This window comes from Niallia sp. FSL R7-0271 (assembly GCF_038005785.1).
In the GTDB taxonomy this organism is placed as follows: domain Bacteria; phylum Bacillota; class Bacilli; order Bacillales; family Cytobacillaceae; genus Niallia.
The window spans coordinates 2,903,116-2,925,390 of the sequence record NZ_JBBOTZ010000001.1; the positions used below are offsets into that span (position 1 = coordinate 2,903,116).

Below are 22,275 nucleotides of genomic sequence, written 5' to 3' on the forward strand. Positions count from 1 at the left end.
TTATTTTGGTTCCTCTAGTTTATATCCTAATCCACGAATCGTTTTAATGTAGATTGGCTTCTTCGTGTTATGCTCCATTTTTTCACGCAAATGGCTTATATGAACATCAACGATTCTTGTGTCTCCAACAAAATCGTAGTTCCAAACCGCACTTAACAGCTGATCTCTAGTTAGAACACGTCCTTTGTTTCTCGCCAAATACAGAAGCAGTTCAAATTCCTTTGGAGTAAGCTCTAAAAGTTCTTCCTTGAAATATGCTTCATAGTGGTTTGGCATGACTTTAAGCTCCCCAATTTTAAGCGTATCTCTTTCTTCCTTTTCCTGCTCTGATGATTCTGATATTAGCTGAGAGCGTCTTAATACTGCTTTAATACGGGCAATAACTTCCCTTGGGCTGAATGGTTTTGTCATATAATCATCTGCACCAAGCTCCAAGCCAAGAACCTTATCGAACTCATCATCCTTTGCAGTCAGCATAAGAATGGGTGTAAATATTCTTTGCTGCCTCAAGTTTTTGCAGACATCCATCCCGTCCATCTTCGGAAGCATCAAATCAAGGAGGATGACATCAGGATTTGACGTAACCGCAAGATTCAGCCCTTCCTCACCATCCATTGCTGTTATAACATCATAGCCCGCCTGTTGCAGGTTATATTTTAGTAGTGTTACGATAGACTGCTCATCATCAACCACAAGAACTTTCTTCTTCATAAATGCCTCCAAGTTTAAAAAATTCCCCTAAGTCCCCCAAAATTTACATGTCTATTATAGTATAAATCAGCAGCAGACGAACAACAAGCTAAGCTTGCTCTATCCATCCTACTTCCTGCATATTTTTGGTCCGTATTGGAGAGTAGGTAAAAAAGACCCATCTAGTACTAGATGGGTCTTTTTATAATACATTTTATGTAAGCACATTAAGAACATTTTTCACGGAAATTACTGACTTGTCCAATGCTGCTTTCTCTTCTTTTGTCAGTTCAAGTTCAATTACCTGCTCGATACCGTTTCCGCCAAGTATGGTCGGAACTCCCAAGTATATATTAGAATAGCCGTATTCTCCATCAAGATAAGCAACTGCAGGCAAGACTCTTCTTTGGTTTTTGATTATCGCTTCGCACATTTCGGCAAGTGATGCTGCCGGAGCGTAATAAGCGCTTCCATTTCCGAGCAGATTAACGATTTCAGCACCGCCGTTTCTTGTTCGGTCAATAATCTCATCCAAGCGATGCTTTGGTATCAATGTTTCCAGCGGAATACCACCAGCATAGGAATAACGGATTAAAGGAACCATATCATCTCCGTGGCCGCCAAGAACAAAGCCAGTAATATCCTTAACAGATAAATTCAATTCCATTGCTACAAAGCTTCTGAATCTTGCTGAATCCAGGACACCAGATTGTCCAATGACTCTATTTTTCGCAAAGCCTGACTCCTTGTACACCGTGTATGTCATTGCATCTACCGGGTTGGAAAGGACAATGATAATGCAATCCGGCGAGTACTTGACCACTTCATTTGTGACCGACTTCATAATACTTTGATTTGTTTGCACTAAATCATCTCTGCTCATCCCAGGCTTTCTTGCGATACCCGCCGTGATAACAACTATATCCGAACCTTCTGTATCCTTATAATCTGATGTTCCTTTAATATTTGCATCAAAGCCTTGTACTGGACTCGCCTCAAACATATCAAGCGCTTTTCCCTTTGTTGGATTTTCCATCTTCGGAATATCAAGCAGCACAATATCGCCAAGCTCCTTTTGAGCCAGCAGAAATGCAGTCGTAGCACCAGTAAATCCGCCGCCAATAATGGAAATCTTTTTGCGCAAACTCATGCTAATTCCTCCTTTAAATCTTTTTTATGCAATAAAAGAGGGAAGAGGCCCCTCAACACTCTTCCCTCGAATAGACTAAGCCTTAACAGTCAAGGGCTTGATTTTAGCAGGTATTCTTTTGGAATACTTGGCAAATTCAAACGATGAGCTATTTTAGTCCATATTTTTAATTAATTCATCACCGAATTCAGAACATTTCACTTCAGTCGCTCCGTCCATTAAACGAGCGAAATCGTAAGTTACCACTTTAGAAGCGATAGTCTTTTCAACTGATGAAACAACTAACTGAGCTGCCTCATTCCAGCCTAAATGTTCAAGCAACAGTACACCTGAAAGTAGAACAGATGAAGGATTCACTTTATCTAATCCAGCATATTTTGGCGCAGTTCCATGTGTCGCTTCAAAGATAGCATGACCTGTTTCGTAGTTGATATTCGCTCCTGGAGCAATTCCAATTCCGCCTACTTGTGCTGCAAGCGCGTCAGAAATGTAGTCTCCATTCAAGTTCATTGTAGCAACTACATCGAACTCAGTTGGACGAGTCAGGATTTGCTGCAGGAAGATATCAGCAATGGAATCTTTTACGATGATCTTTCCAGCTGCTTCAGCTTCTGCCTGAGCTTTATTTGCTGCATCTGAGCCTTGCTCTTCTTTAATGCGGTCATATTGCGCCCAAGTGAACACTTTATCTCCGAATTCTTTCTCAGCTAGTTCATAGCCCCAGTTCTTAAAGGCACCTTCTGTAAATTTCATGATATTGCCTTTGTGTACAAGTGTTACAGACTTTCTGCCTTCTTTGATGGCATAGTTAATTGCAGCACGCACTAAACGGCTTGTGCCTTCTTCAGAAACTGGCTTGATTCCTAAACCGGAAGTTTCCGGGAATCTGATTTTGTTAACACCCATTTCATCTTGAAGGAATTTTAGTAGTTTAGCAGCACCTTCAGACCCTTTTTCATACTCGATTCCTGCATAGATATCTTCTGTATTTTCACGGAAGATAACCATGTCTGTATCTTGCGGTCTTTTAACAGGAGAAGGCACGCCTTCAAACCATCTAACAGGTCGCAAGCATACATAAAGGTCAAGCTCTTGACGAAGTGCTACGTTCAACGAACGAATTCCACCGCCGACAGGAGTTGTTAATGGACCTTTTATAGCAATCAAGTATTCTTGTATTTGTTCCAATGTTTCAGAAGGCAGCCATTCACCTGTTTCATTAAATGCCTTCTCTCCAGCCAACACTTCTTTCCAAACAATCTTACGATCACCGCTATATGCTTTTTCTACGGCAGCATCCAGCACTCTTGAAGCTGCAGCCCAGATGTCAGGACCGATTCCGTCACCTTCGATAAATGGTACGATTGGATTTGCTGGTACATTTAATACACCATCAACTACTGAAATTTTTTCACCTTTCATATGTATCCCTCCGTTAAAAAAGTATTTCCTGCAAAAGAAGCGTTACTCCTTTTGCAAGAATGGCTAAAGTAAGTTGCGCATATTGGCTTCGTCTAAGAAGGGCGCTCGGCACGTATGCCGCTTAATCGCACATTCCCCGCTTTAGGAGACTCCTGACTTTGCTTGTTCTATGCTGCAATAAGTATATCATAGACGCGTAAATTTAGCGTTCATGAACTGGAATGTAAACAGCTCTTTCAGGTCCTGTATAATCAGCTCTTGGCCTGATCAAGCGGTTATTTTCGTATTGCTCTAAAATATGGGCAAGCCATCCGGAAACCCTGCTCACAGCAAAAATCGGCGTGAACAAATCATGATCTATTTCCAGGCTGTGATAGACAGACGCAGAAAAGAAATCTACATTCGGAACAAGGCCTTTCTTTTCCTTCAGCAGTTCTTCAATCCTTAAGCTCATTTCAAACAGCTCTGATTGACCCGTCAATTCTGTCAGCTTCCTTGCCATTTCCTTCAAGTGCTTAGCACGCGGATCACCTTTACGGTAAACGCGGTGACCGAAGCCCATGATTTTTTCCTTCTTATCCATTTTGTCAAAAATATAAGCATCAACATTATCAACACTGCCGATTTCTGTCAGCATCTTCATGACTGCTTCGTTAGCACCGCCGTGGAGCGGTCCCTTCAATGCACCAATTGCAGATGTGATACCTGAATATACATCAGACAATGTTGCCACACAAACCCGTGCTGTAAACGTAGAAGCATTCAGCTCATGGTCTGCATGCAGCACTAATGCTTTATTAAATGCCTCTACCGCAATGCTCTCAGGCTCTTCTCCTGTCAGCATATATAAAAAATTTGCTGCAAAGTTCAAATCTTTTCTCGGTGCAATCGGATCAAGCCCTTTTCTTAATCTTGAGAAGGCTGTAACGATAGTAGGGATTTTGGCTTGTAATCTCAATGCTTTTTGATAGTTTGTGCTTTCATCCATAAAGTCAGCATCCTTATCGTAAACACCCAGAAGGGATACTGCTGAACGGAGTACAGCCATTGGGTGCACATTTGCAAGCGGCAACAGCCTAAGCTGTTCAAGCAGCGGCGCAGGCAGCTCTGCATTATCAGCTAACTCTTGCTTTAAATCATCCAATTCTGCTTCTGTCGGCAATCTTCTGTTCCACAGTAAAAAAACTACTTCTTCAAAACTGGAGTTTTCCGCCAAAACATCAATGTCATAACCAACATACGATAATGAATCATCAATGATAGAGCTGATAGAAGAAGTGGTTGCAATTATTCCTTCTAGACCTCTTGTTACTGCCATAAACTATCTCTCCTTTTCTCCTTACTTCTCTCCAATACATCGCAAAATATAAGTCCCCATATTATTCATGAATGTAGTTACGTATATAATTACAGATTTCTTTAATGAATCTTGCCTCTACATTGAATTTTTAGATTATTCAGACTAAAATTTGATTAAGACTTGTTTGGAGCCATTTAATAAAAAATTAGGTAGCAGCTGAAAAACAGCCTCTAAAAAAAGTTCACTATTTTGTTAGATTAACTGATTATGTACCTAAAAATCAATAAAAATTGTTTTGCGGATTGATAAAACCAGATTTTGAGGGGCCTTTTTCTAACATTTCCACCATAGTATCATTTCTCTTTTCTGTTAAAATAAGACATTGTAAATGCTTACATTTTTCGTCAAAAAAATAAGGAATACCATCTTTATAATACGGGTGTTCCGTAACTACATTTTTATTATACCTAAAAATTCTCCAAATGTCTCATATTTTACACCTATAAACTATCAATATAGTAAAAAATATTACATACTTACCATGCCTTTAGTAAAATATATTCTTTTCACACCGCTAATATTCCGGATTTTTTAGCACAGCATTGGAGACAAGTTGTGACATATAAATTATTTTTCTGCTAAAACAGTAAGTAAAAAAAAGGAAGCACAGCTGCTTTCATCTGTGCCCCCTCACCACTATCTTCCGACAGCTGCTCCATCACTTCTCGGGTCAACACCGCCATAGAAAAACCCTTGCTCATCAATGAGAATTGCGTTCGCATGACCCATAATCCCAGCATAGTCATCAACTCTATTCACTGAATGGCCTAGCTTTTGCAGCTTTTCCAAAACGTCATTTGCCACCCGACCTTCGATTTTCAATTCTTGGGTTTTTTCTCCCCAAGTTCTGCCCCATACAAATCTTGGACCGCTGATTGCAGCTTGTGGGTCCATCCCGTAGTCAAGCATTCTAGTGATCATCACCGTTTGTGTTTGCGGCTGTCCTTCACCGCCTTGTGTGCCGTATAGTACATATGGCTTATCTTCTTTAAAAGCCATCGCCGGCATCAACGTATGAAAAGTCCTTTTATTTGGTTCTAATGCATTAATATGGTCTGCATCAAGGGAAAAGAAGGAGCCTCTGTTTTGCATCGTAATTCCTGTATCTCCGGCAATAATTCCTGATCCAAACTCGAAATATAAGCTTTGAATAAAGGAAACTGCATTGCCGTCTTCGTCCACAACTGCAGCATGCGCAGTATCACTGCCGACAGGCTGTGTCGGCAAATCACATGTATGGTCAAATGATATGGAGGCAGCCAATTCCTTTGCATATTCTTTGCTTAATAATTTTTCTAACGGTATATTATGCCACACAGGATCTGTTAAGTGATTGTTCCGATCCTGGAAGCTTTTTTTCACAGCCTCCACTAATAGATGGTAATATTCGTATGATTCATGTGGGATTGCTGATAAATCGAAATTTTCCAAAATATTAAGTATCATCAGACCAACAAATCCTTGCGAGTTAGGTGGTACTTGGAATATGGTATAGTCCCGATATGTGGACGAAAGAGGTTCAGTCCATTCACCTTGATGTGCAGCAAAATCCTGTTCTGTCAGCAAACCGCCCTTTTTTTGGATACTGGAAATAATTCTCTTTGCTAAATCTCCTTTATAAAAATCATCTCTTCCTTTATCCGCCAAGCTTTGAAGTGTACACCCAAGATTTTTCTGCACAAACTTGCTGAATGTATTGGGCACTTTTCCCTCAGGCAAAAATACTTTTGCCATGTCTTTATCTGACTGTAACAGTTCGATACTCTTTACCGTATTTTCATATTGGTCATTGGAAACAGGGAATCCATTTTCGGCATATTCAATAGCAGGTGCAAGCACTTCCTTGAGTGACATCCTTCCATATTCCCTTAGGACTGCATCCCAGCTGTCTACCATCCCTGGCACTGTAATAACACTTTCTATTCCGCGAAAAGGAATCGCCTCTTTGCCTTTATATTTGTCTCTCGTCACTTTTGAACCGGAACGGCCACTGCCGTTGTAGGAGCGGACCTTCTTTTTTTCTGCATGATAAGCAAGCCAAAAGGAATCACCGCCAAGACCTGTCATATGAGGATAAACAACTGCAAGGCAAGCACTCACTGCAACAGCAGCATCAAATGCGTTCCCTCCTTGTTGTAATATCCTTTCACCAGCCTGTGAAGCTAAATAATGGGGGCTGACCACCATCGATTTTGTGCCGACAATTACTTTCTTCAAATCAGCTTCTCCTCCCTTTTCAAAGTGGCGATTGATTCAATCGAATTAACATCCGCTTGTTTTTTATCTGTCGTGAACAAAAATAATACTGCACCGATAATTAGCAGCCCCCCTGATAAATAGAAGCCAAATTCAAGACTTCCTGTCTTATCTGCAAAATAGCCTGTTATATATGGTGCAAAAATAGAGGAAAGCATACCGCTGAAGTTGAAAAACCCATAAACTCTTGAATACATGGACTGTGGCGTAATATCTGCCATATAAGAAATCAATACTGGGTCTAGCGCTAATTTCCCAAGCAAACCGTACAGGCATAAACCAACGATTAAGAAGGAGTAATTTTCTGTGTAAGGAATGACAAACTGACAGATTGCCCCTGCCAGGGAAAGCCCGATAATAAGCGGTTTTCTGCTTTTAATTCGATCAGATAAATAACCGAAAAGAATTGCTCCAGGAATGGAGGCCCACGGTACTAAGGAGGAAATAATGCCTGTTTGCGAAGCCTCTATATCTCTTGCTGTCTGCAAATAGTAAGGAAGCCATGTCAGCATTCCGAAAAAGCCATATAAGGAACAGAAAATCAACACATAAACGAATATATGGTTTTTTGTAAAAATGCTTTTTAATTCTACTTTTTCTGCTCCTTGAACAGCCTGTTTTTTCTCTTTATGTGAGTTATCGCGGACAAAAATACCAATTAAGATACCGACGATTATCGTTGGGATGGCAAAGACATAAAAGGGAAACTGCCACCCTTTATTTAAAGTATAGGTAAAGTAGCTTGATGACATAAATCCAAGTGAGATACCAAAGGCCATGCCGCTGTTTATAATCGCAGAAACGAGGCCGCGGTACTTCTTCGGAGTAATGGTGGAGGAGATGCCGTATTGCGAGCCATAATAGGTGCCCTCACCTAATCCAGTAAGTGCGCGCATCAGTAGAAATATCCCAAATGTTGTAGATGCACCACTCAAATATGTTCCGATACCGAAAACGATAAAGCCGATCACTAACACTTTGACACGGCCGAACTTATCTGCCAAAAACCCTGTAGGAATTTGCATGAAGGCATATGCAGCAAAAAAGACGGTCGCCATTAATCCTAACTGCGTTTGATTTAAACTCCATTCCTCGCCGATACTGCCCATGACAGGTGATAAGATATTTCTGTCAGCATACATAAATACCCAGCCTAAAAAGAATAAAAAGATAGTGAGTACAGGACGTGTTTTTTTCATGTAATTGTCTCCTTTTACTAAAATGTTGACACAATCGTACCATGATAAAAACAAAAGGAAATGAATTCTGTCAGATAATCTGACAGTGTTTTTTCGTTTTGAAAATAATTATCTTTAAATAATTTCATTATGTATATTTTAAAAACTCAAAATTTACTATTCGAAAGTTGGCAGCATTTACATGAAAGGATTTCTTACAATATGTAGAGGAGATACAAAAGTGAGAGGAGATAAAACAAAAGAACAATAAAGGGAACCTCAGAACGTGTTCCCTCGCCTATTTCGCTATTTAAACCACTCCATAGCCCTCATCGCCATGTATGCAATCCCTGCTCCTATTAACGGACCAACAGCAACCCCTTTAAACAAGGAAACAGCTAAAATGGTTCCTAATACAAGTGCAGTAGTGATTTGGGGATCTGATGACAGCAAGTTAACCCCGCCTTTGGCAAGCAGTGCGACTGCAATTCCAGATAAGAGGGCAATCCATGCAAAAGGAGATTTAAAAGCGGCAGAAAGATCTCGAAAACCGATTTCACCAGTTGCGATGGGTGCCAGTACAGCTATTGTAATAATGGTAACCCCCCAATTAATCCCCTTTGACTGGATGAAAGAGAAGGATTTTGCATCAAGGCCGATCACCTTTAAAATCAATAATGCTCCGACTGCGAACAGCAGAGATGTGTTTTTGGCAATAAGGGCGATAATGACAAGCAAATATAAAAATAGGTATGATTGACTAAACATATTATGTACTCCTTTCTAAAGCTAAATTACCATTTATTGACCCATCCTTTTCCTTTCCTCTATAATCAATGATATAAGCATAGATGAGCCGTTAACTGATTATACTTTATGGCTGCATTGTTTAAGTTTACATATGAAATGATAACATTTCGGAAAGACTGCTATGTATTTTCCAAAGAATGGAGGACGTCTATTGAACCTGACTTTGATTCACCGTTCACTTCGTCTGCTGTTTGTAATTGCAGTGACGGTACTAGTATTTGTTGGTTTTTTTTATTTATCAAAAATAACCTATCCCTTTATTATCGGTTTTTTGATTGCGTTCCTGATGAATCCACTTGTAAACTTCCTGCAATTTAAGTGTAGATTACCTAGGTCCTTTGCCGTAGTTTTAAGTATTATTATCATTTTATCTGTGTTTGCAGGCCTTATTACACTGTTAATCGCAGAAATTGTCACAGGTGCTGCCTATCTTGCTAATGTCGTACCACAGCATATTAATACACTGATTGAATACATAGAGAACTTTTTTACCGCCCAAATTATCCCGCTTTACAATCAGCTTGCAAGCACATTTAACAGCTTAGGTACTAACCAGCAGGATACCATTATTTCCAATATCAAAAATGTTGGAGAGCAAATCGGGACAAGTGTGGGAGCGTTTATCCAATCGTTTTTCCAAAACATCCCGATTATCTTGTCTTGGTTTCCCAATGCTGCTACTGTGATTATTTTCTCTTTATTGGCCACCTTCTTTATCAGCAAAGACTGGAATCGCCTCATACGAAAACTTTCAAAATTGCTTCCTCCGCGTTTGAGCAGAAGCGGAAAATCCGTGTTTGTCGATTTAAAGAGAGCATTGCTTGGTTTTTTGAAGGCTCAGCTTACATTAGTATCTATCACAACAGTCATCATTTTAATCGGCTTAATCATTCTTAGAGTCGATTACGCAATCACTATTGCCTTAGTAACTGGGATTGTTGATATTATCCCTTATTTAGGCACTGGGCTAGTCTTTGTTCCATGGATTATATACGAAATGATTGCCGGACAAATGCCTTTAGCTGTCGGACTGACAGTATTGTATATAGTAGTTCTTGTGCAAAGACAAATCATGGAACCAAAAATCCTTTCTTCTAGCATCGGTGTTGATCCTCTTGCAACATTAATTGCCTTATTTGTCGGCTTTAAGCTGATCGGTTTTTTAGGATTAATCATCGGTCCAGTCACACTTGTCATTATTAGCACATTGAATAAAGCTGGAGTTTTCGCTGATTTATGGAGCTTCATAAAAGGAGACGAAAAAAAGATATAACAAGCAAACAAGCGGCCTGGAATAAATCCTGGCCGCTTGTTTTTTCCTACATTCATTGTTGAATGATAATCCTGTTCTTTTGCAGCAGTTTTTTCTGCATGTAGTTAAGCAGCAGCTTCTTGCAAAGCTTCCTCGTCGGTGGAAGCAACAGTAAAGCACCTGCAATATCAGACAGAAAGCCTGGCAGCAGCATAAGTATTCCTCCGAGAAGTACACAAAAACCGTTCAATATGGCATCGCCTGGAAGTCTTCCTGAATTTAATTGCTCTTGAACATTTTTTATGGCTTTTACGCCTTCCTTTTTAAGAATAAAAGCTCCCAGCGCACTGGTTACCACCACTAACAGCAAAGTCTCCGGTATGCCGATAAACCGTCCTGACAGCAGAAATGCAGCCAGTTCGACAAGCGGAAGAAACAATAATGCGATAAAAAGATTGCGCAAAATGATGCTCCTCCTTCAAAACCACTTTTCTCTATTATAGCTTTTTCTGCTTGATTAGAAAAATATTTAGTGAATGCATATTCTTCCAAACAAAACAAAACGCCAAGGGTAAAGAACCATTGGCGTTTTTATTATTAACTATTACAGCACACTTGCATGTCCGCTGTAGATTGTTCCAATACGGGAATCAACTGTAATTTCTTGTCCATCTTCGAAGATGCTAGTTGCATTTTCAACACCTACGATTACTGGGATACCAAGATTTAGTCCAACTACAGCAGCATGGCTTGTTAATCCGCCCTCTTCTGTAATCAAAGCACTGCATTTTTCCAAAGCTGGAACCATGTCACGATCTGTTCCTGTAGTTACTAAAACAGAACCTTGCTTCACTTTATCAAGTGCATCCTTCGCATTGTTAGCAACGATAACCTTACCGTAAGCTGTTTTGCGGCCGATACCTTGACCTTTTGCTAAAACGTCTCCAACAACATGAATTTTCATGATGTTTGTAGTTCCTGTTTCACCAACTGGCAGACCAGCTGTAATAACAACTGTGTCACCGTGTGTCACGATAGAGCTGTTAACACTCTCTTGTACTGCTACATCAAGCATTTCATCAGTAGACTCTGATCTTGTGCTTAGACGTGGATAAACACCCCAAACTAGAGCAAGCTGTCTTAAAATATGCGCATCATATGTCACAGCAACAATTGGAGCTTCCGGACGGAATTTAGAAATCATTCTTGCCGTTTGTCCACTTGCAGTTGGTGTGATTACTGCTTTAACATCAAGATTCAAAGCAGTGTGAGCAACAGATTGTCCAATTGAATCAGTGATGTTGTGCTCAATCTCTCTGCTGCGTTTTGAAAGGATCTCTTTATGGTTAAGAGCTGTTTCTGCTCTTGACGCGATATTATGCATTGTTTGAACAGCTTCAACAGGGTATGTTCCAGCAGCTGTTTCTCCAGAAAGCATGATAGCATCTGTACCGTCAAAAATCGCATTTGCTACATCACTTGCTTCCGCTCTTGTTGGACGCGGATTGCGCTGCATGCTGTCAAGCATTTGCGTAGCAGTAATAACCGGCTTACCTAAGATATTACATTTTTTAATCAATAATTTTTGAACCAATGGAACTTCCTCTGCAGGTATTTCCACACCTAAGTCACCGCGTGCTACCATTAAGCCGTCGGAAACTTCCAAGATTTCATCGATGTTATCGACACCTTCTTGGTTTTCGATTTTAGGAATGATATGAACATGAGAAGCGTTATTGTCTTTTAACAACTGCTTGATTTCAAGTACGTCAGATGCACGGCGAACAAATGAAGCTGCGATGAAGTCAATGCCTTGCTCCACTCCGAATAGAATGTCGTTAGCATCTTTTTCTGTGATTCCTGGAAGCTTAACAGAAACGCCAGGCACGTTAACACCTTTTTTGTTTTTCAATGTGCCTGTATTGAGGATTTTTGTATGTATTTCTCCTGCTGCTTTATCAATGCTTGTTACTTCAAGTCCAATTAAGCCATCATCCAAAAGGATTTTGCTTCCTGCTTCGACATCATCGATAAGTCCTTCGTATGTAATGGAGAATTTTTCTGTAGTACCTTCTACTTCTTTCATAGAAACAATGATGTTGTTTCCAGCTACAAGCTCAATAGCACCGTCTTTCATATTATTCGTACGAATTTCCGGGCCTTTTGTATCAAGAAGAATCGCGATGTTTTTACCAGTAACTTCAGATGCTTCACGGATGTTTTTAATACGAGCTCCATGCTCATCAAAATCACCATGAGAGAAGTTTAAACGTGCAACGTTCATACCTGCTTCCATAAGTTGTGTCAGCTTTTCAACACTTTCACTAGCAGGACCGATTGTACATACTATTTTTGTCTTACGCATTATTATTGCCTCCAATTTAAATATTTTTTATTCATGGCAGAGACTCCAAGTAGAAATAATTCTAATTCGAGTCTCCTGTTCTATCATTAGATGGACAATTCTTTTGATAGGCGATATAAGTTCTTGTCGATTGTATGTTTGCGTGATAATGCTTCAATTATATCATAATCTACCAATTGGTTCTTTTCGATACCAACTGCTCGTCCGCCTTTTCCTTCTACAAGAAGCTCGACTGCGTATGCGCCAAGTCTGCTTGCAAGCACACGGTCTGCTGCAGTTGGAGAACCTCCGCGCTGCATATGACCCAATACAGAGACGCGAGTGTCAAACCCGGTGTGCTCTTCAATTTGTCTGCCGATTTCGACACCTGAGCTTACACCTTCAGCAACAATGATAATGCTGTGTTTTTTGCCGCGTTCACTACCTTTTTTCAGACGGTCAACCACTTCTTCAATATGGAAGCCTTCTTCTGGAATAAGGATTGTTTCAGCTCCGCCAGCAAGACCTGCCCAAAGTGCAATGTCTCCAGCGTTTCTTCCCATAACTTCGACAATAAATGTACGCTCATGGGATGTTGCTGTATCGCGGATTTTGTCAATCGCATCAATAACAGTGTTCAAAGCTGTATCAAATCCGATAGTCAGCTCTGTTCCTGGAATATCGTTGTCGATTGTTCCTGGCACGCCGACACATGGATATCCTTGTTCTGTAAGCGCCTTCGCACCCATGTAGGACCCGTCTCCACCGATAACTACAAGACCATCAATACCGTGCTTTTTAAGCTGCTCAATACCTTTTTGTTGACCTTCTTTTGTTTTAAACTCTTCACAACGAGCAGAGAATAAGAATGTTCCGCCGCGGTGAATGATGTCTCCAACAGAACCAACTTCTAGTTTTTTGAAGTTTCCATTGATTAGACCTGCATATCCGCCAATTACTCCGTATACTTCCACGTTATGGAAAATAGCTTTACGCACAACTGCTCTTACTGCTGCATTCATTCCTGGCGCATCTCCGCCGCTAGTTAGTACCCCAATTCTTTTAACCATTACAATCACCTCATACAATTTAATCTACTGCTATGTAGATAAAAACATACATATACTAAATTATATAACATCTTTCTGCAATATCTGTCACAAATATTACACATAAAAAGATAATATTCCCTAAAAAATAGTAATTCCCAAGGCTTTCTTTTCCTTATTATGATAATTTAGCGTTCATTTAATTACATTTGACTATAACAATTCTAACATATCATGAAGGCTCATCTATCTCAACTTTATCTAAAAAAAAAATTAAAGACGGAATTGTCAGCAAAATCTTATTTGCTCCCTCTTTTATCTTTTCCCGAATAAGAAAGCTTAAACCCTCTAGCATGCTATTTAAGAATCTTTGATGATTCCTTTTTTGCCGACATCTGCATTTTCTCATTTTCCGATGATAATTGCTATATTTTCATTCAATATTTTTATATAAAGATTTGCACAAAAAAAAATAAAGCTTAAACAAGAAGCTTATGCTTCCCATTTAAGCTCTTTACGTTAGAATCACTCAGAGATATGTTCTCCGATGCTTTTGAATTTATTGTAACGGTGTTCAACAAGCTCACCTTCTGTCATTGCCCTCAATTCCTTAAGGGATGCAAACAACACCTGTTCAATCTCACCAGCTTGTGCTTCGACATCGTGATGTGCTCCGCCTCTTACCTCTGGAATGATCGTATCAACAATACCCAGCTCCTTCAAATCAGGTGCTGTGATTTTCATCTTTTCTGCAGCTTGCTTTGCCAGATTAGAGTCTTTCCATAGGATGCTTGCTGCACCTTCTGGAGAAATAACGGAATACGTGGAGTTCTCAAGCATATGCATATGGTTACCAACACCTAATGCCAGCGCTCCGCCACTTCCTCCTTCTCCAATTACGATGCAGATAACAGGCACTTTTAAAGAAGCCATCTCAAATAAATTTTTCGCAATAGCTTCACTTTGCCCGCGTTCTTCTGCCGCTTTTCCAGGATAAGCCCCTTTTGTATCAATAAAGCAAACAATCGGCCGTCTAAACTTATCTGCCTGTTTCATTAATCTCAATGCTTTTCTGTATCCCTCAGGATGAGGCATACCAAAGTTTCTGCGGATATTTTCCTTTGTATCCTTCCCTCTTTGGTGGCCTATAACTGTTATCGGAAGACCTTTAAATTTAGCAATACCGGCAACTATTGCTGCATCATCACCAAATGTTCTGTCACCATGCAGCTCGATAAAATCGGTGAAAAGATATGGAATATAGTCAAGAGTTGTCGGTCTGCTTGGGTGTCTTGCAATCTGCACCCTGTCCCAAGGCTTCATGTTCTCATATATATCCTTTTCCAATTTCTCCAATCGTTTTTCCAGTTTTTCAATTTCAGTAGAAAGATCAACATTTGCTTTTTTCGAGAAATCTTCAAGTTCTTTAATCTTGTTTTTCAGTTCAACGACTGGCTTGTCAAATTCTAGTTCTACCATTCTGAATCACCGCCCGCTTGATGCATTTCTAATACTAAATGGAGTTTTTCTTTCATTTCCAGTCTCGGTATAACGGCATCGAGCTGACCATGCTTTAATAAAAACTCAGATGTTTGGAAGTCTTCCGGCAGCTTTTCGCCTATCGTCTGTTCGATAATTCTTCTACCTGCGAATCCGATCAGGGCGCCTGGCTCAGCAAAGTTATAGTCTCCTAACGAAGCAAAACTTGCAGACACTCCACCTGTTGTTGGATGTGTCATCACCGTAATGTACAACCCGCCATTGTCGCTGAATTTCTTCAATGCTGTACTTGTTTTAGCCATTTGCATTAAACTGAGGACACCTTCCTGCATCCTTGCACCGCCTGATGCTGTGAAAATGATGAATGGCACAGAAAGTTCATCTGCTTTTTCTATTGCCAAAGTGATTTTCTCTCCGACAACCGATCCCATGCTTCCCATTCTAAAGGAAGAATCCATGACAGCGACTACTACTTGAAGACCATTTATTTCACCAGTGCCCGTTACAACCGCTTCATTCATATGCGTTTTTTTCTGATCGCCTGCGATTTTTTCCTCGTAGCCTGGGAAATTTAATGGATTGCCTGTTTTCATTTCCTTGTTCATCTCTGTGAACGTGCCTTCATCAAGCAAGCTGTCGAGCCTCTCATAGCCTGTCATTGGCAAGTGGAAGCCACAGTTCAGGCAAACCTTGAGGTTCTTTTGCAATTCCTTTGTATACATGATTTTTTTGCAATTGCTGCATTTTGTCATGACACCTTCTGGAACATCATGTTTAGATGATTCTGAAGGGATGGTTGCATATTTCTTTTTTTTCGATTTCGAAAATATTTCCTTTATCATCAATGTGGAAGCCTCCCCATTTTTTTGCATTTTGCGCTTTATCTAAGACCATATTTTTAATCTTAGCAGCACATTATAGTAAAAAAAAGCATACTGATACTTGCCTGACTGGCATTTTTAAAAAGTATCTAAAAATCAGGATAATAAATAAAATAATAGCTAATTTTCTTTAAAGTTGCTTTTTTTCCCTATAGTTCATGATCAGTTCTAGTTCATTTTTGCTTTTTATATTATTTAATAGCAGCAAATAGTCTTCTTTTGTCCAGTAGACATTGGAAAACCCTAAAGAATAATAATAATCCTTTAGAATAGTCCATAAACGAAACAGCAAATAGTTGTCGGCTATATGGACAATCTTGAAAAAGAAATCACTCTCACTGACCTTTTCAGACTCAACCCATTCTGTGATTTCGGCCAGCTCTTTCTCTGTCATTTTTTCCATTGCAATTTGCAAACAATTCAATTGTATAAAGTTCTTTGTTTCTAATACATCCAATTTAGCCTTTTCATCACGCAGTATAAATGTGCTGATTAACTGTACAAGACGATGTCCTTGAAAATCCCGAAGAAAAGTGCCTTCGCCTTTTTTCGTCTCAATAAGCCCTAAAAGCTCTAAAGCCCTCAGCGCCTCTCTTACAGACGACCTTCCTGCATTTAGCCTTTCGGAAAGGGTACGTTCAGAGGGAAGCCTGTCTCCAGGTTTTAAGCCATCCTGCTCAATCATGTCCCTTAATTGATTGACTATGTCCAAATAAAGCTTGGAGCTGTTAGAAGAAGACTCGTTCACCGTTCATCATCACCTGCTTCTTGTTAGCATGTCCTTAAAACTTCTGGTCATCTTTCCTTTTCCCGCCATAAAAACTTCCTGTTTCTGTAAGAAAACTCGCGAACTTAGTGGTCAGACCAGTTGACTTATTAAACAATATAACAAGATTGCAGAGTTGTAAAGTTAATCAGACAAGATTACGTGATTTGTACCAAGCAATTCTTCAAGCCTTTGAAGGCATTCCTTTACAGGATCGATGAAGAAATCTTCATTCAGCTGAATCGTCTTTCCAGATTGCACATAGTGGATAATAACAGGGGTAGCCCCTTTATAATTGTTAATGATGTCCAATAGTCTTCCTTTTATTTCATCTGTTTCATTTTCCTGGACAATCTTAATAAATAATTTATGTTTGTTTGCTTTCTGTGATTGGACGATTTCCAAAACATTTGCAGCATCTTGGATAACAAATTGTTTGTTTCCGTTCCGTTCATCAACTTTCCCTTCCATAAATACAATTTTTTCCGTTTGAATCAAGTTTTGCAGTTTTTTATAAGCTGCCGGAAAAGCGACTGCCTCCATTTCCCCGCTCTGGTCACTTATGGAAAGGAACGCCATCGGTTCCCCTTTTTTTGTTCGGATTGCTTTCCAGTCCGTTATATATACTATAGTCCTGTATTTTCCGCCTGGAGCCATCTCACCTAAATGATTAGAGCGAAGCAATTGCTTGTATTGCTCATATATGGAAACTGGGTGATTAGATAGATAGAGTCCGAGAACCTTTTTCTCTAATGAAAGCTTATCCTCTGCGTTCATCGGATCTACTTGGACATATTTCGGCTTAAAGAAGAAGCCTTCTTCACCGAACAGATCATCTTGTTCCATGCCATCTGGATGAACAAGTTGAGCATGCTGAATTGCTACATCAATGGTCGCAAGCAATGTTGCCCTGTCCTCTCCAAATTCGTCAAAGCAGCCTGCGTATATAAAGGCTTCTATGATTTTTCTGTTTACTATCTTTGGAGAGGTTCGCAAACAGAAATCAAAAAGATCCTCAAATCTTTTTTGCCTTCTCGCACGGAACACTTCTTTCAAGACAGCTGCTCCGACCCCTTTAACAGCCGCTAAGCTGTATAAAATCTCACTGCCTTCGACCATAAAGGCGAAATGACTCTTATTAATAGAAGGAGGCAAAACCTTAATACCCATTTGCTTTGATTCCTGGATATACTGCATAATTTTCCCTTCATTTCCGACTGCTGACGTCAGAAGAGATGACATGAAAAACAGCGGATAGTTCGCCTTTAAGTAGGCAAGCTGGTAGGCAATCATACTGTATGCTACTGCGTGACTCCTATTAAACCCGTAATCTGCAAATCGGACAATCAGTTCATAAATTTCATCTGCGGCCTTTTGTGTATATCCCTTTGCCAACGCACCATTTACAAAATGAACCCGTTCTGACGCTAGCACATCCCGCTGCTTTTTGCTCACTGCTCTGCGAAGCAAATCTGCTTCGCCTAGAGTAAAACCTGCCATTTTAGAAGCAATTTGCATAATCTGCTCTTGGTAAACAATTACCCCGTATGTTTTCTCTAAGATTACCTGTAAATCAGGGTGGTAATAATCAATTTCTTCTTTGCCGTGCTTCCTGTTAATATATAACGGGATGTTCTCCATTGGACCGGGACGGTAAAGGGCATTAACAGCTACTATGTCTTCAAACTCTGTTGGTTTTAGCTTTTTCAAGACATTTCTCATTCCGTCAGATTCCAACTGAAATATTCCTGTTGTTTCTCCTTGGCTCAAGAGTTCAAACACTGCTGAATCATCTAAAGGAATTTCTTTAATTGCGATTCTTCTATGTGTTTGGCGCTGAATGGTTTCCATGATAGATTGCAGCAAGGATAAATTCCTTAACCCGAGAAAATCCATCTTTAATAATCCCAGTTCCTCCAAATGCTCCATGCTGTACTGTGTTAAATAAACCTCTTCATTGCCTCCTTGAATCGGGACAATCTGTACAAGGGGCTCTTCGCTTAACACTACCCCAGCAGCATGTGTAGACGCATGTCGCGGCAGCCCTTCTATTTTGCAAGCTGTTTCAAAGATTTGTTTATTTTTCGGAGATTCCGCAATAAATGCTTGAAGCTGCTTTGATTCCCGCAGGGACTGCTCCAATGTGATTCCAAGCTTCGAGGGCACTGATTTTGAAAGCTGCTCCAACTCTTTCATCGATAACCCAAAAACCCTGCCAACATCTCTTAAGGCAGCTTTTGCTGCAAGTGTCCCAAATGTAATAATTTGTGCTACATGCAGCTCACCATATTTGTTTTTAACATATTCAATAACCTGTTCCCGCTTGTCATCCGGGAAATCAATATCGATATCTGGCATCGTAATCCGTTCAGGATTCAAGAAGCGCTCAAACAGCAAGTCATATTTTATCGGATCAACGTCTGTAATGAACAACACATATGCAACCATCGAGCCTGCAGCAGAACCCCTTCCAGGCCCTGTTAGGATTTCGTTGTCTCTTGCATATTTCATAAAGTCCCAGACAATCAGAAAGTAATCGCTGTAGCCCATCCGGTTGATTACATCCAGTTCATAACGAAGGCGTTCCATATGTATTTTCGAAGGATTTGTATATCTAGCTTTCAGCCCTTGCTCGCATAAGTCCAGTAAATACCCGTCGGCTGTTTGTCCGGCTAAAAGAGGGTATTTTGGCAATGCAGCGACCTTCTCTCCAAGCTGGAATTCACATGCTGAAGCAACCGCCCAAGTATTCTCCAACGCCTCCGGCTCCTCGCTGAACAGCTCTACCATCTCCTGCTTGCTTTTCAAATAACGCTCTTCAGATTCCCATTCATCCTCTACTACCTCAGCTAAGGTGATGCCATGTTTAATTGCATTCAAACAGCTTTGCGCAAAACGGTCTCCCTTGCTTGTATACTTGACATCATTTACAGCAATCAGTTTTGTTGCTGAAGACTCTGCTAATTCTTTTAGCTTTTTATTCAAGGCTGTCTCTGCTTCTATCCCGTGCTTTTGAAGCGATAAATAAAAATGACCGGGAGCGAGTATGCTCTTAAATAAAGCCACTGTTTCTTTAGCGTGCTCTAGGTCTTCTGCCAGCAGAGACTGCTCTATTTCACCACTATGTCCTGGAGTAAACGCAAACAGCCCGTCAGCATAATGCTTTAGCCATCTGATTGGAATGCCTTGTTTGTTTTTAGTCTGGATGGCACTTGATAATTTCAACAGGTTTTGGAAGCCTTCCCCGTTTTTTGCCAGCAGCACTAGAGGAAAGGCCGTATCTGTGTGCTTTTCACTGATAATATCGACAGTTAAACCGATAATAGGTTTAATATTCTGCTTGATACATTCCTTATAAAAAGCTGCCGTCCCATACATAACATTGCGATCGGTCAAGGCAAGCGCACTGAATCCCCTTTCCTTCGCAGCGGAAACAAGCTGTTTAACGGACGCTGTACTCGACAGCAAGCTGTACGCGCTTGATACTTGCAGATGAACAAAAGACATATAATCACCACTCTTTTACAAAAACTTTCTACTATTATTCTTTATCGCCACAATCATTTAATTGTTCGACTATGGCAACTAATTATCCTTTTATTATAGTTCTATTGCATAAAAAAAGAAAATATGTTCTTACTTTTTCATTGTCTATACGAATTCCTTATAGCAAAGCCTAATTCATTTTAATATGGAAGTTTTTTCGTGTTTCCAAACTCCAGCAATCATAATTCCCCCAGTTTGTCCATATGTATGATTAAGAGAATAATAGGGACTGTGAGGTTGACAAGATGAACCAAGAACCATTTTTCCCGGCATTTATAGAAAGCTATTTTATTGCCCTTGGTGTTGTGCTCGGAGGTGCCCTGTTAGGCGGTTTAGCCGCATTTATGACAGGCAAGCCTCTCTTGACAGAAATAACGAAATTGTCGGATATGATTAGGATTTGGGCGATTGTTACAGCTATAGGCGGCACTTTCGATGCAATCAATACAATTGAAAAGGGTATTTATGACGCCGGAACGAAAGATCTTTTCAAACAGATACTATTGATTGTTTCTGCATTCGGCGGGGCCCATACTGGTGCAACGATCTTACGATGGATAACACAGGAGTATATTTAACATGAGGATACCACCGTTTTATAAAAATGTTTCCCTTCAGCGTTTTTTTGCTGGAATGGTGATAGGAGGCTTTATAAGCTGGTGTGTCTTTCTGTTTATGTTTGGTGTTTGGCAAGAAAGGTACAGCACTGAAATAAAAAATCAAAAAAGCACGATTGCAGACTTAGAAAAAGATAAGGAAATATGGCAGCAGGAGTTTTCCGAGCTGAATAAAAAAGCGGAGGAAAAACTGACAATACAAGGAATAGTCGTGAAAATAAACAGCAAAGACAAGGAAAAATACGATATCAAACCATTTAATGCTTTAGAAATGGAAGATGCTATTAAGGAAGATCTGCGGACAATTGTGGCTAAAGATATGGAGCTTGTATATAAAAGCCGGGCCCTGCTCAAGAAATCTATCGAAAATAAAGTGGTCGAATCAGATCAAAAGCGCTACAGATTCAAAGTCTCTGAGCTTATCATTTATACGACTGTATATGTAGAGCTGAGTGTAACCTTTGCCGATTAGCAGTATGATAAAAAACCCAAGAAATAATTCTTGGGTTTTTATTTTTTATTTACAAAGCTCATCTAAATCACGGATAACGTCTTGTGCAACATCCCAGCTAAATATACTCGCTCCAGATGCGAGGGGATGACCGCCACCATTGTACTTTTTCGCAAGGACATTAATAATAGGACCTTTAGAGCGGAATCTGACCCTGATTTGATCGTCTTCTTCAATAAAGAACACCCATGCTGTAATACCCTTTACGCTTCCCAGTTCGCCGACAAGTAACGAAGCTTGCGAAGGAACAGCCTCAAAACGGCTTAATACCTCCTTATCAAGCTTCATATATGCTGCTCCGCTTGGAAGCATCGTAAAATTCTGCAGCACATATCCATTTAATTTAACGATATTTGGTTCAAGCTCATACATTTGATTGTACATGTCAGGCCTTGTGAAGTTGTAATTTATTAATTCTCCTGCATAGCTGAAGGTTTTTTCTGTTGTGCTTGGATATAAAAACCTGCCTGTATCTCCGACAATGCCGGCATAAAGCAGTCTTGCTCCTTCATCGTTCAGCTTCAAGCCTTGATCTTTGCCAAATAAATAAAATTCATAAATCATTTCGCTTACAGAGCTTGCCGAAGTATCGACCCAAACAATATCCCCGTATGGATCGTCATTAGGATGATGGTCAATTTTTATCAGCATACGCCCTTTTGTATATCTACTATCACATACTCTTTCTTGATTGGCAGTATCGCAAACAATAACTAAAGCATTCTCATACATGCTGTCCTCAATTACATCAAGTCTTCGTAAAAAATGAAGCGATTCTTCTTCCTTCCCTACTGTATAAACTTTTTTGGCAGGGAAAGATGTTTTGATGATTTCAGCCAAGCCTCCTTGAGATCCATATGCATCTGGATCTGGACGGACATGCCTGTGGATTATAATGGTTTCAAATTGTTTAATTGCATCTAATATGCTTTGTTTCATCTTC

18 protein-coding genes are annotated in these 22,275 nt (G+C 40.0%); 3 read left to right on the top strand and 15 right to left on the bottom strand.

Translation table 11 applies throughout. The features are described from left to right. The 7 genes from MKX82_RS14880 to MKX82_RS14910 form a co-directional block, all read right to left on the bottom strand. Window positions 1-711 carry a response regulator transcription factor gene (locus tag MKX82_RS14880; protein ID WP_233317454.1) on the bottom strand — a complete coding sequence of 237 codons (711 nt, stop codon included), beginning with the start codon at window positions 709-711 and terminating at the stop codon, window positions 1-3. Between the two features lie 193 nt (window positions 712-904). Continuing rightward, window positions 905-1,840, bottom strand: coding sequence for a malate dehydrogenase (gene mdh / locus MKX82_RS14885; RefSeq protein ID WP_233317452.1), 936 nt, complete (start codon window positions 1,838-1,840; stop codon window positions 905-907). 153 nt (window positions 1,841-1,993) lie between these two features. Continuing rightward, window positions 1,994-3,262, bottom strand: coding sequence for an NADP-dependent isocitrate dehydrogenase (icd, locus tag MKX82_RS14890; protein ID WP_233317450.1), 1,269 nt, complete (start codon window positions 3,260-3,262; stop codon window positions 1,994-1,996). Window positions 3,263-3,464: 202 nt separating this feature from the next. Then, a complete protein-coding gene (citZ, locus tag MKX82_RS14895; protein ID WP_233317447.1) occupies window positions 3,465-4,580 on the bottom strand; it encodes a citrate synthase in 1,116 nt (371 codons plus the stop codon). Window positions 4,581-5,258: 678 nt separating this feature from the next. Then, a complete protein-coding gene (gene ggt / locus MKX82_RS14900; RefSeq protein ID WP_237941793.1) occupies window positions 5,259-6,839 on the bottom strand; it encodes a gamma-glutamyltransferase in 1,581 nt (526 codons plus the stop codon). Beyond that, a complete protein-coding gene (locus MKX82_RS14905; protein ID WP_233317443.1) occupies window positions 6,836-8,077 on the bottom strand; it encodes an MFS transporter in 1,242 nt (413 codons plus the stop codon). Before MKX82_RS14905 ends, ggt begins: the two co-directional genes overlap by 4 nt. Window positions 8,078-8,362: 285 nt before the next feature. Continuing rightward, window positions 8,363-8,824, bottom strand: a complete 462-nt coding sequence (locus tag MKX82_RS14910; protein WP_233317441.1) for a DUF441 domain-containing protein — start codon at window positions 8,822-8,824, stop codon at window positions 8,363-8,365. A 193-nt stretch (window positions 8,825-9,017) separates the two neighbouring features. Between MKX82_RS14910 and ytvI the strand changes: the two genes are divergently transcribed. Beyond that, window positions 9,018-10,139 (top strand): sporulation integral membrane protein YtvI, encoded by a 1,122-nt coding sequence (ytvI, locus tag MKX82_RS14915; protein WP_233317439.1) that lies wholly within the window; start codon window positions 9,018-9,020, stop codon window positions 10,137-10,139. 52 nt (window positions 10,140-10,191) lie between these two features. Here the strand turns inward: ytvI and MKX82_RS14920 are convergent, their stop codons facing one another. The 7 genes from MKX82_RS14920 to dnaE form a co-directional block, all read right to left on the bottom strand. Then, window positions 10,192-10,581 carry an FxsA family protein gene (locus tag MKX82_RS14920; protein ID WP_233317437.1) on the bottom strand — a complete coding sequence of 130 codons (390 nt, stop codon included), beginning with the start codon at window positions 10,579-10,581 and terminating at the stop codon, window positions 10,192-10,194. A gap of 141 nt (window positions 10,582-10,722) precedes the next feature. After that, window positions 10,723-12,483, bottom strand: a complete 1,761-nt coding sequence (gene pyk / locus MKX82_RS14925) for a pyruvate kinase (RefSeq protein WP_233317434.1) — start codon at window positions 12,481-12,483, stop codon at window positions 10,723-10,725. Window positions 12,484-12,569: 86 nt separating this feature from the next. Then, window positions 12,570-13,532 carry a 6-phosphofructokinase gene (gene pfkA / locus MKX82_RS14930; RefSeq protein ID WP_233317432.1) on the bottom strand — a complete coding sequence of 321 codons (963 nt, stop codon included), beginning with the start codon at window positions 13,530-13,532 and terminating at the stop codon, window positions 12,570-12,572. Window positions 13,533-14,036: 504 nt separating this feature from the next. Continuing rightward, window positions 14,037-14,990 carry an acetyl-CoA carboxylase carboxyl transferase subunit alpha gene (gene accA, locus MKX82_RS14935; RefSeq protein WP_233317429.1) on the bottom strand — a complete coding sequence of 318 codons (954 nt, stop codon included), beginning with the start codon at window positions 14,988-14,990 and terminating at the stop codon, window positions 14,037-14,039. Further along, on the bottom strand, window positions 14,984-15,853 hold the full coding sequence (accD, locus tag MKX82_RS14940) for an acetyl-CoA carboxylase, carboxyltransferase subunit beta (RefSeq protein WP_237942333.1): 870 nt from the start codon (window positions 15,851-15,853) through the stop codon (window positions 14,984-14,986). Before accD ends, accA begins: the two co-directional genes overlap by 7 nt. 169 nt (window positions 15,854-16,022) lie before the next feature. Further along, the gene (locus tag MKX82_RS14945) at window positions 16,023-16,640 is read right to left on the bottom strand and encodes a FadR/GntR family transcriptional regulator (RefSeq protein WP_233317427.1); all 618 of its coding nucleotides are present in this window, start codon (window positions 16,638-16,640) and stop codon (window positions 16,023-16,025) included. Window positions 16,641-16,802: 162 nt separating this feature from the next. Continuing rightward, window positions 16,803-20,165 (bottom strand): DNA polymerase III subunit alpha, encoded by a 3,363-nt coding sequence (dnaE, locus tag MKX82_RS14950; protein WP_341078108.1) that lies wholly within the window; start codon window positions 20,163-20,165, stop codon window positions 16,803-16,805. Between the two features lie 284 nt (window positions 20,166-20,449). On the opposite strand from dnaE, the gene MKX82_RS14955 reads away from it, so the two are divergent. Both MKX82_RS14955 and ytrI read left to right on the top strand, forming a co-directional pair. Further along, on the top strand, window positions 20,450-20,782 hold the full coding sequence (locus MKX82_RS14955) for a YtrH family sporulation protein (RefSeq protein WP_233317424.1): 333 nt from the start codon (window positions 20,450-20,452) through the stop codon (window positions 20,780-20,782). Window position 20,783: 1 nt separating this feature from the next. After that, on the top strand, window positions 20,784-21,293 hold the full coding sequence (gene ytrI / locus MKX82_RS14960) for a sporulation membrane protein YtrI (protein WP_233317423.1): 510 nt from the start codon (window positions 20,784-20,786) through the stop codon (window positions 21,291-21,293). A gap of 45 nt (window positions 21,294-21,338) precedes the next feature. Here the strand turns inward: ytrI and MKX82_RS14965 are convergent, their stop codons facing one another. Next, window positions 21,339-22,271: a DHH family phosphoesterase gene (locus MKX82_RS14965; RefSeq protein ID WP_233317422.1), complete on the bottom strand. Its 933-nt coding sequence runs from the start codon at window positions 22,269-22,271 to the stop codon at window positions 21,339-21,341. Window positions 22,272-22,275: the final 4 nt, after the last annotated feature.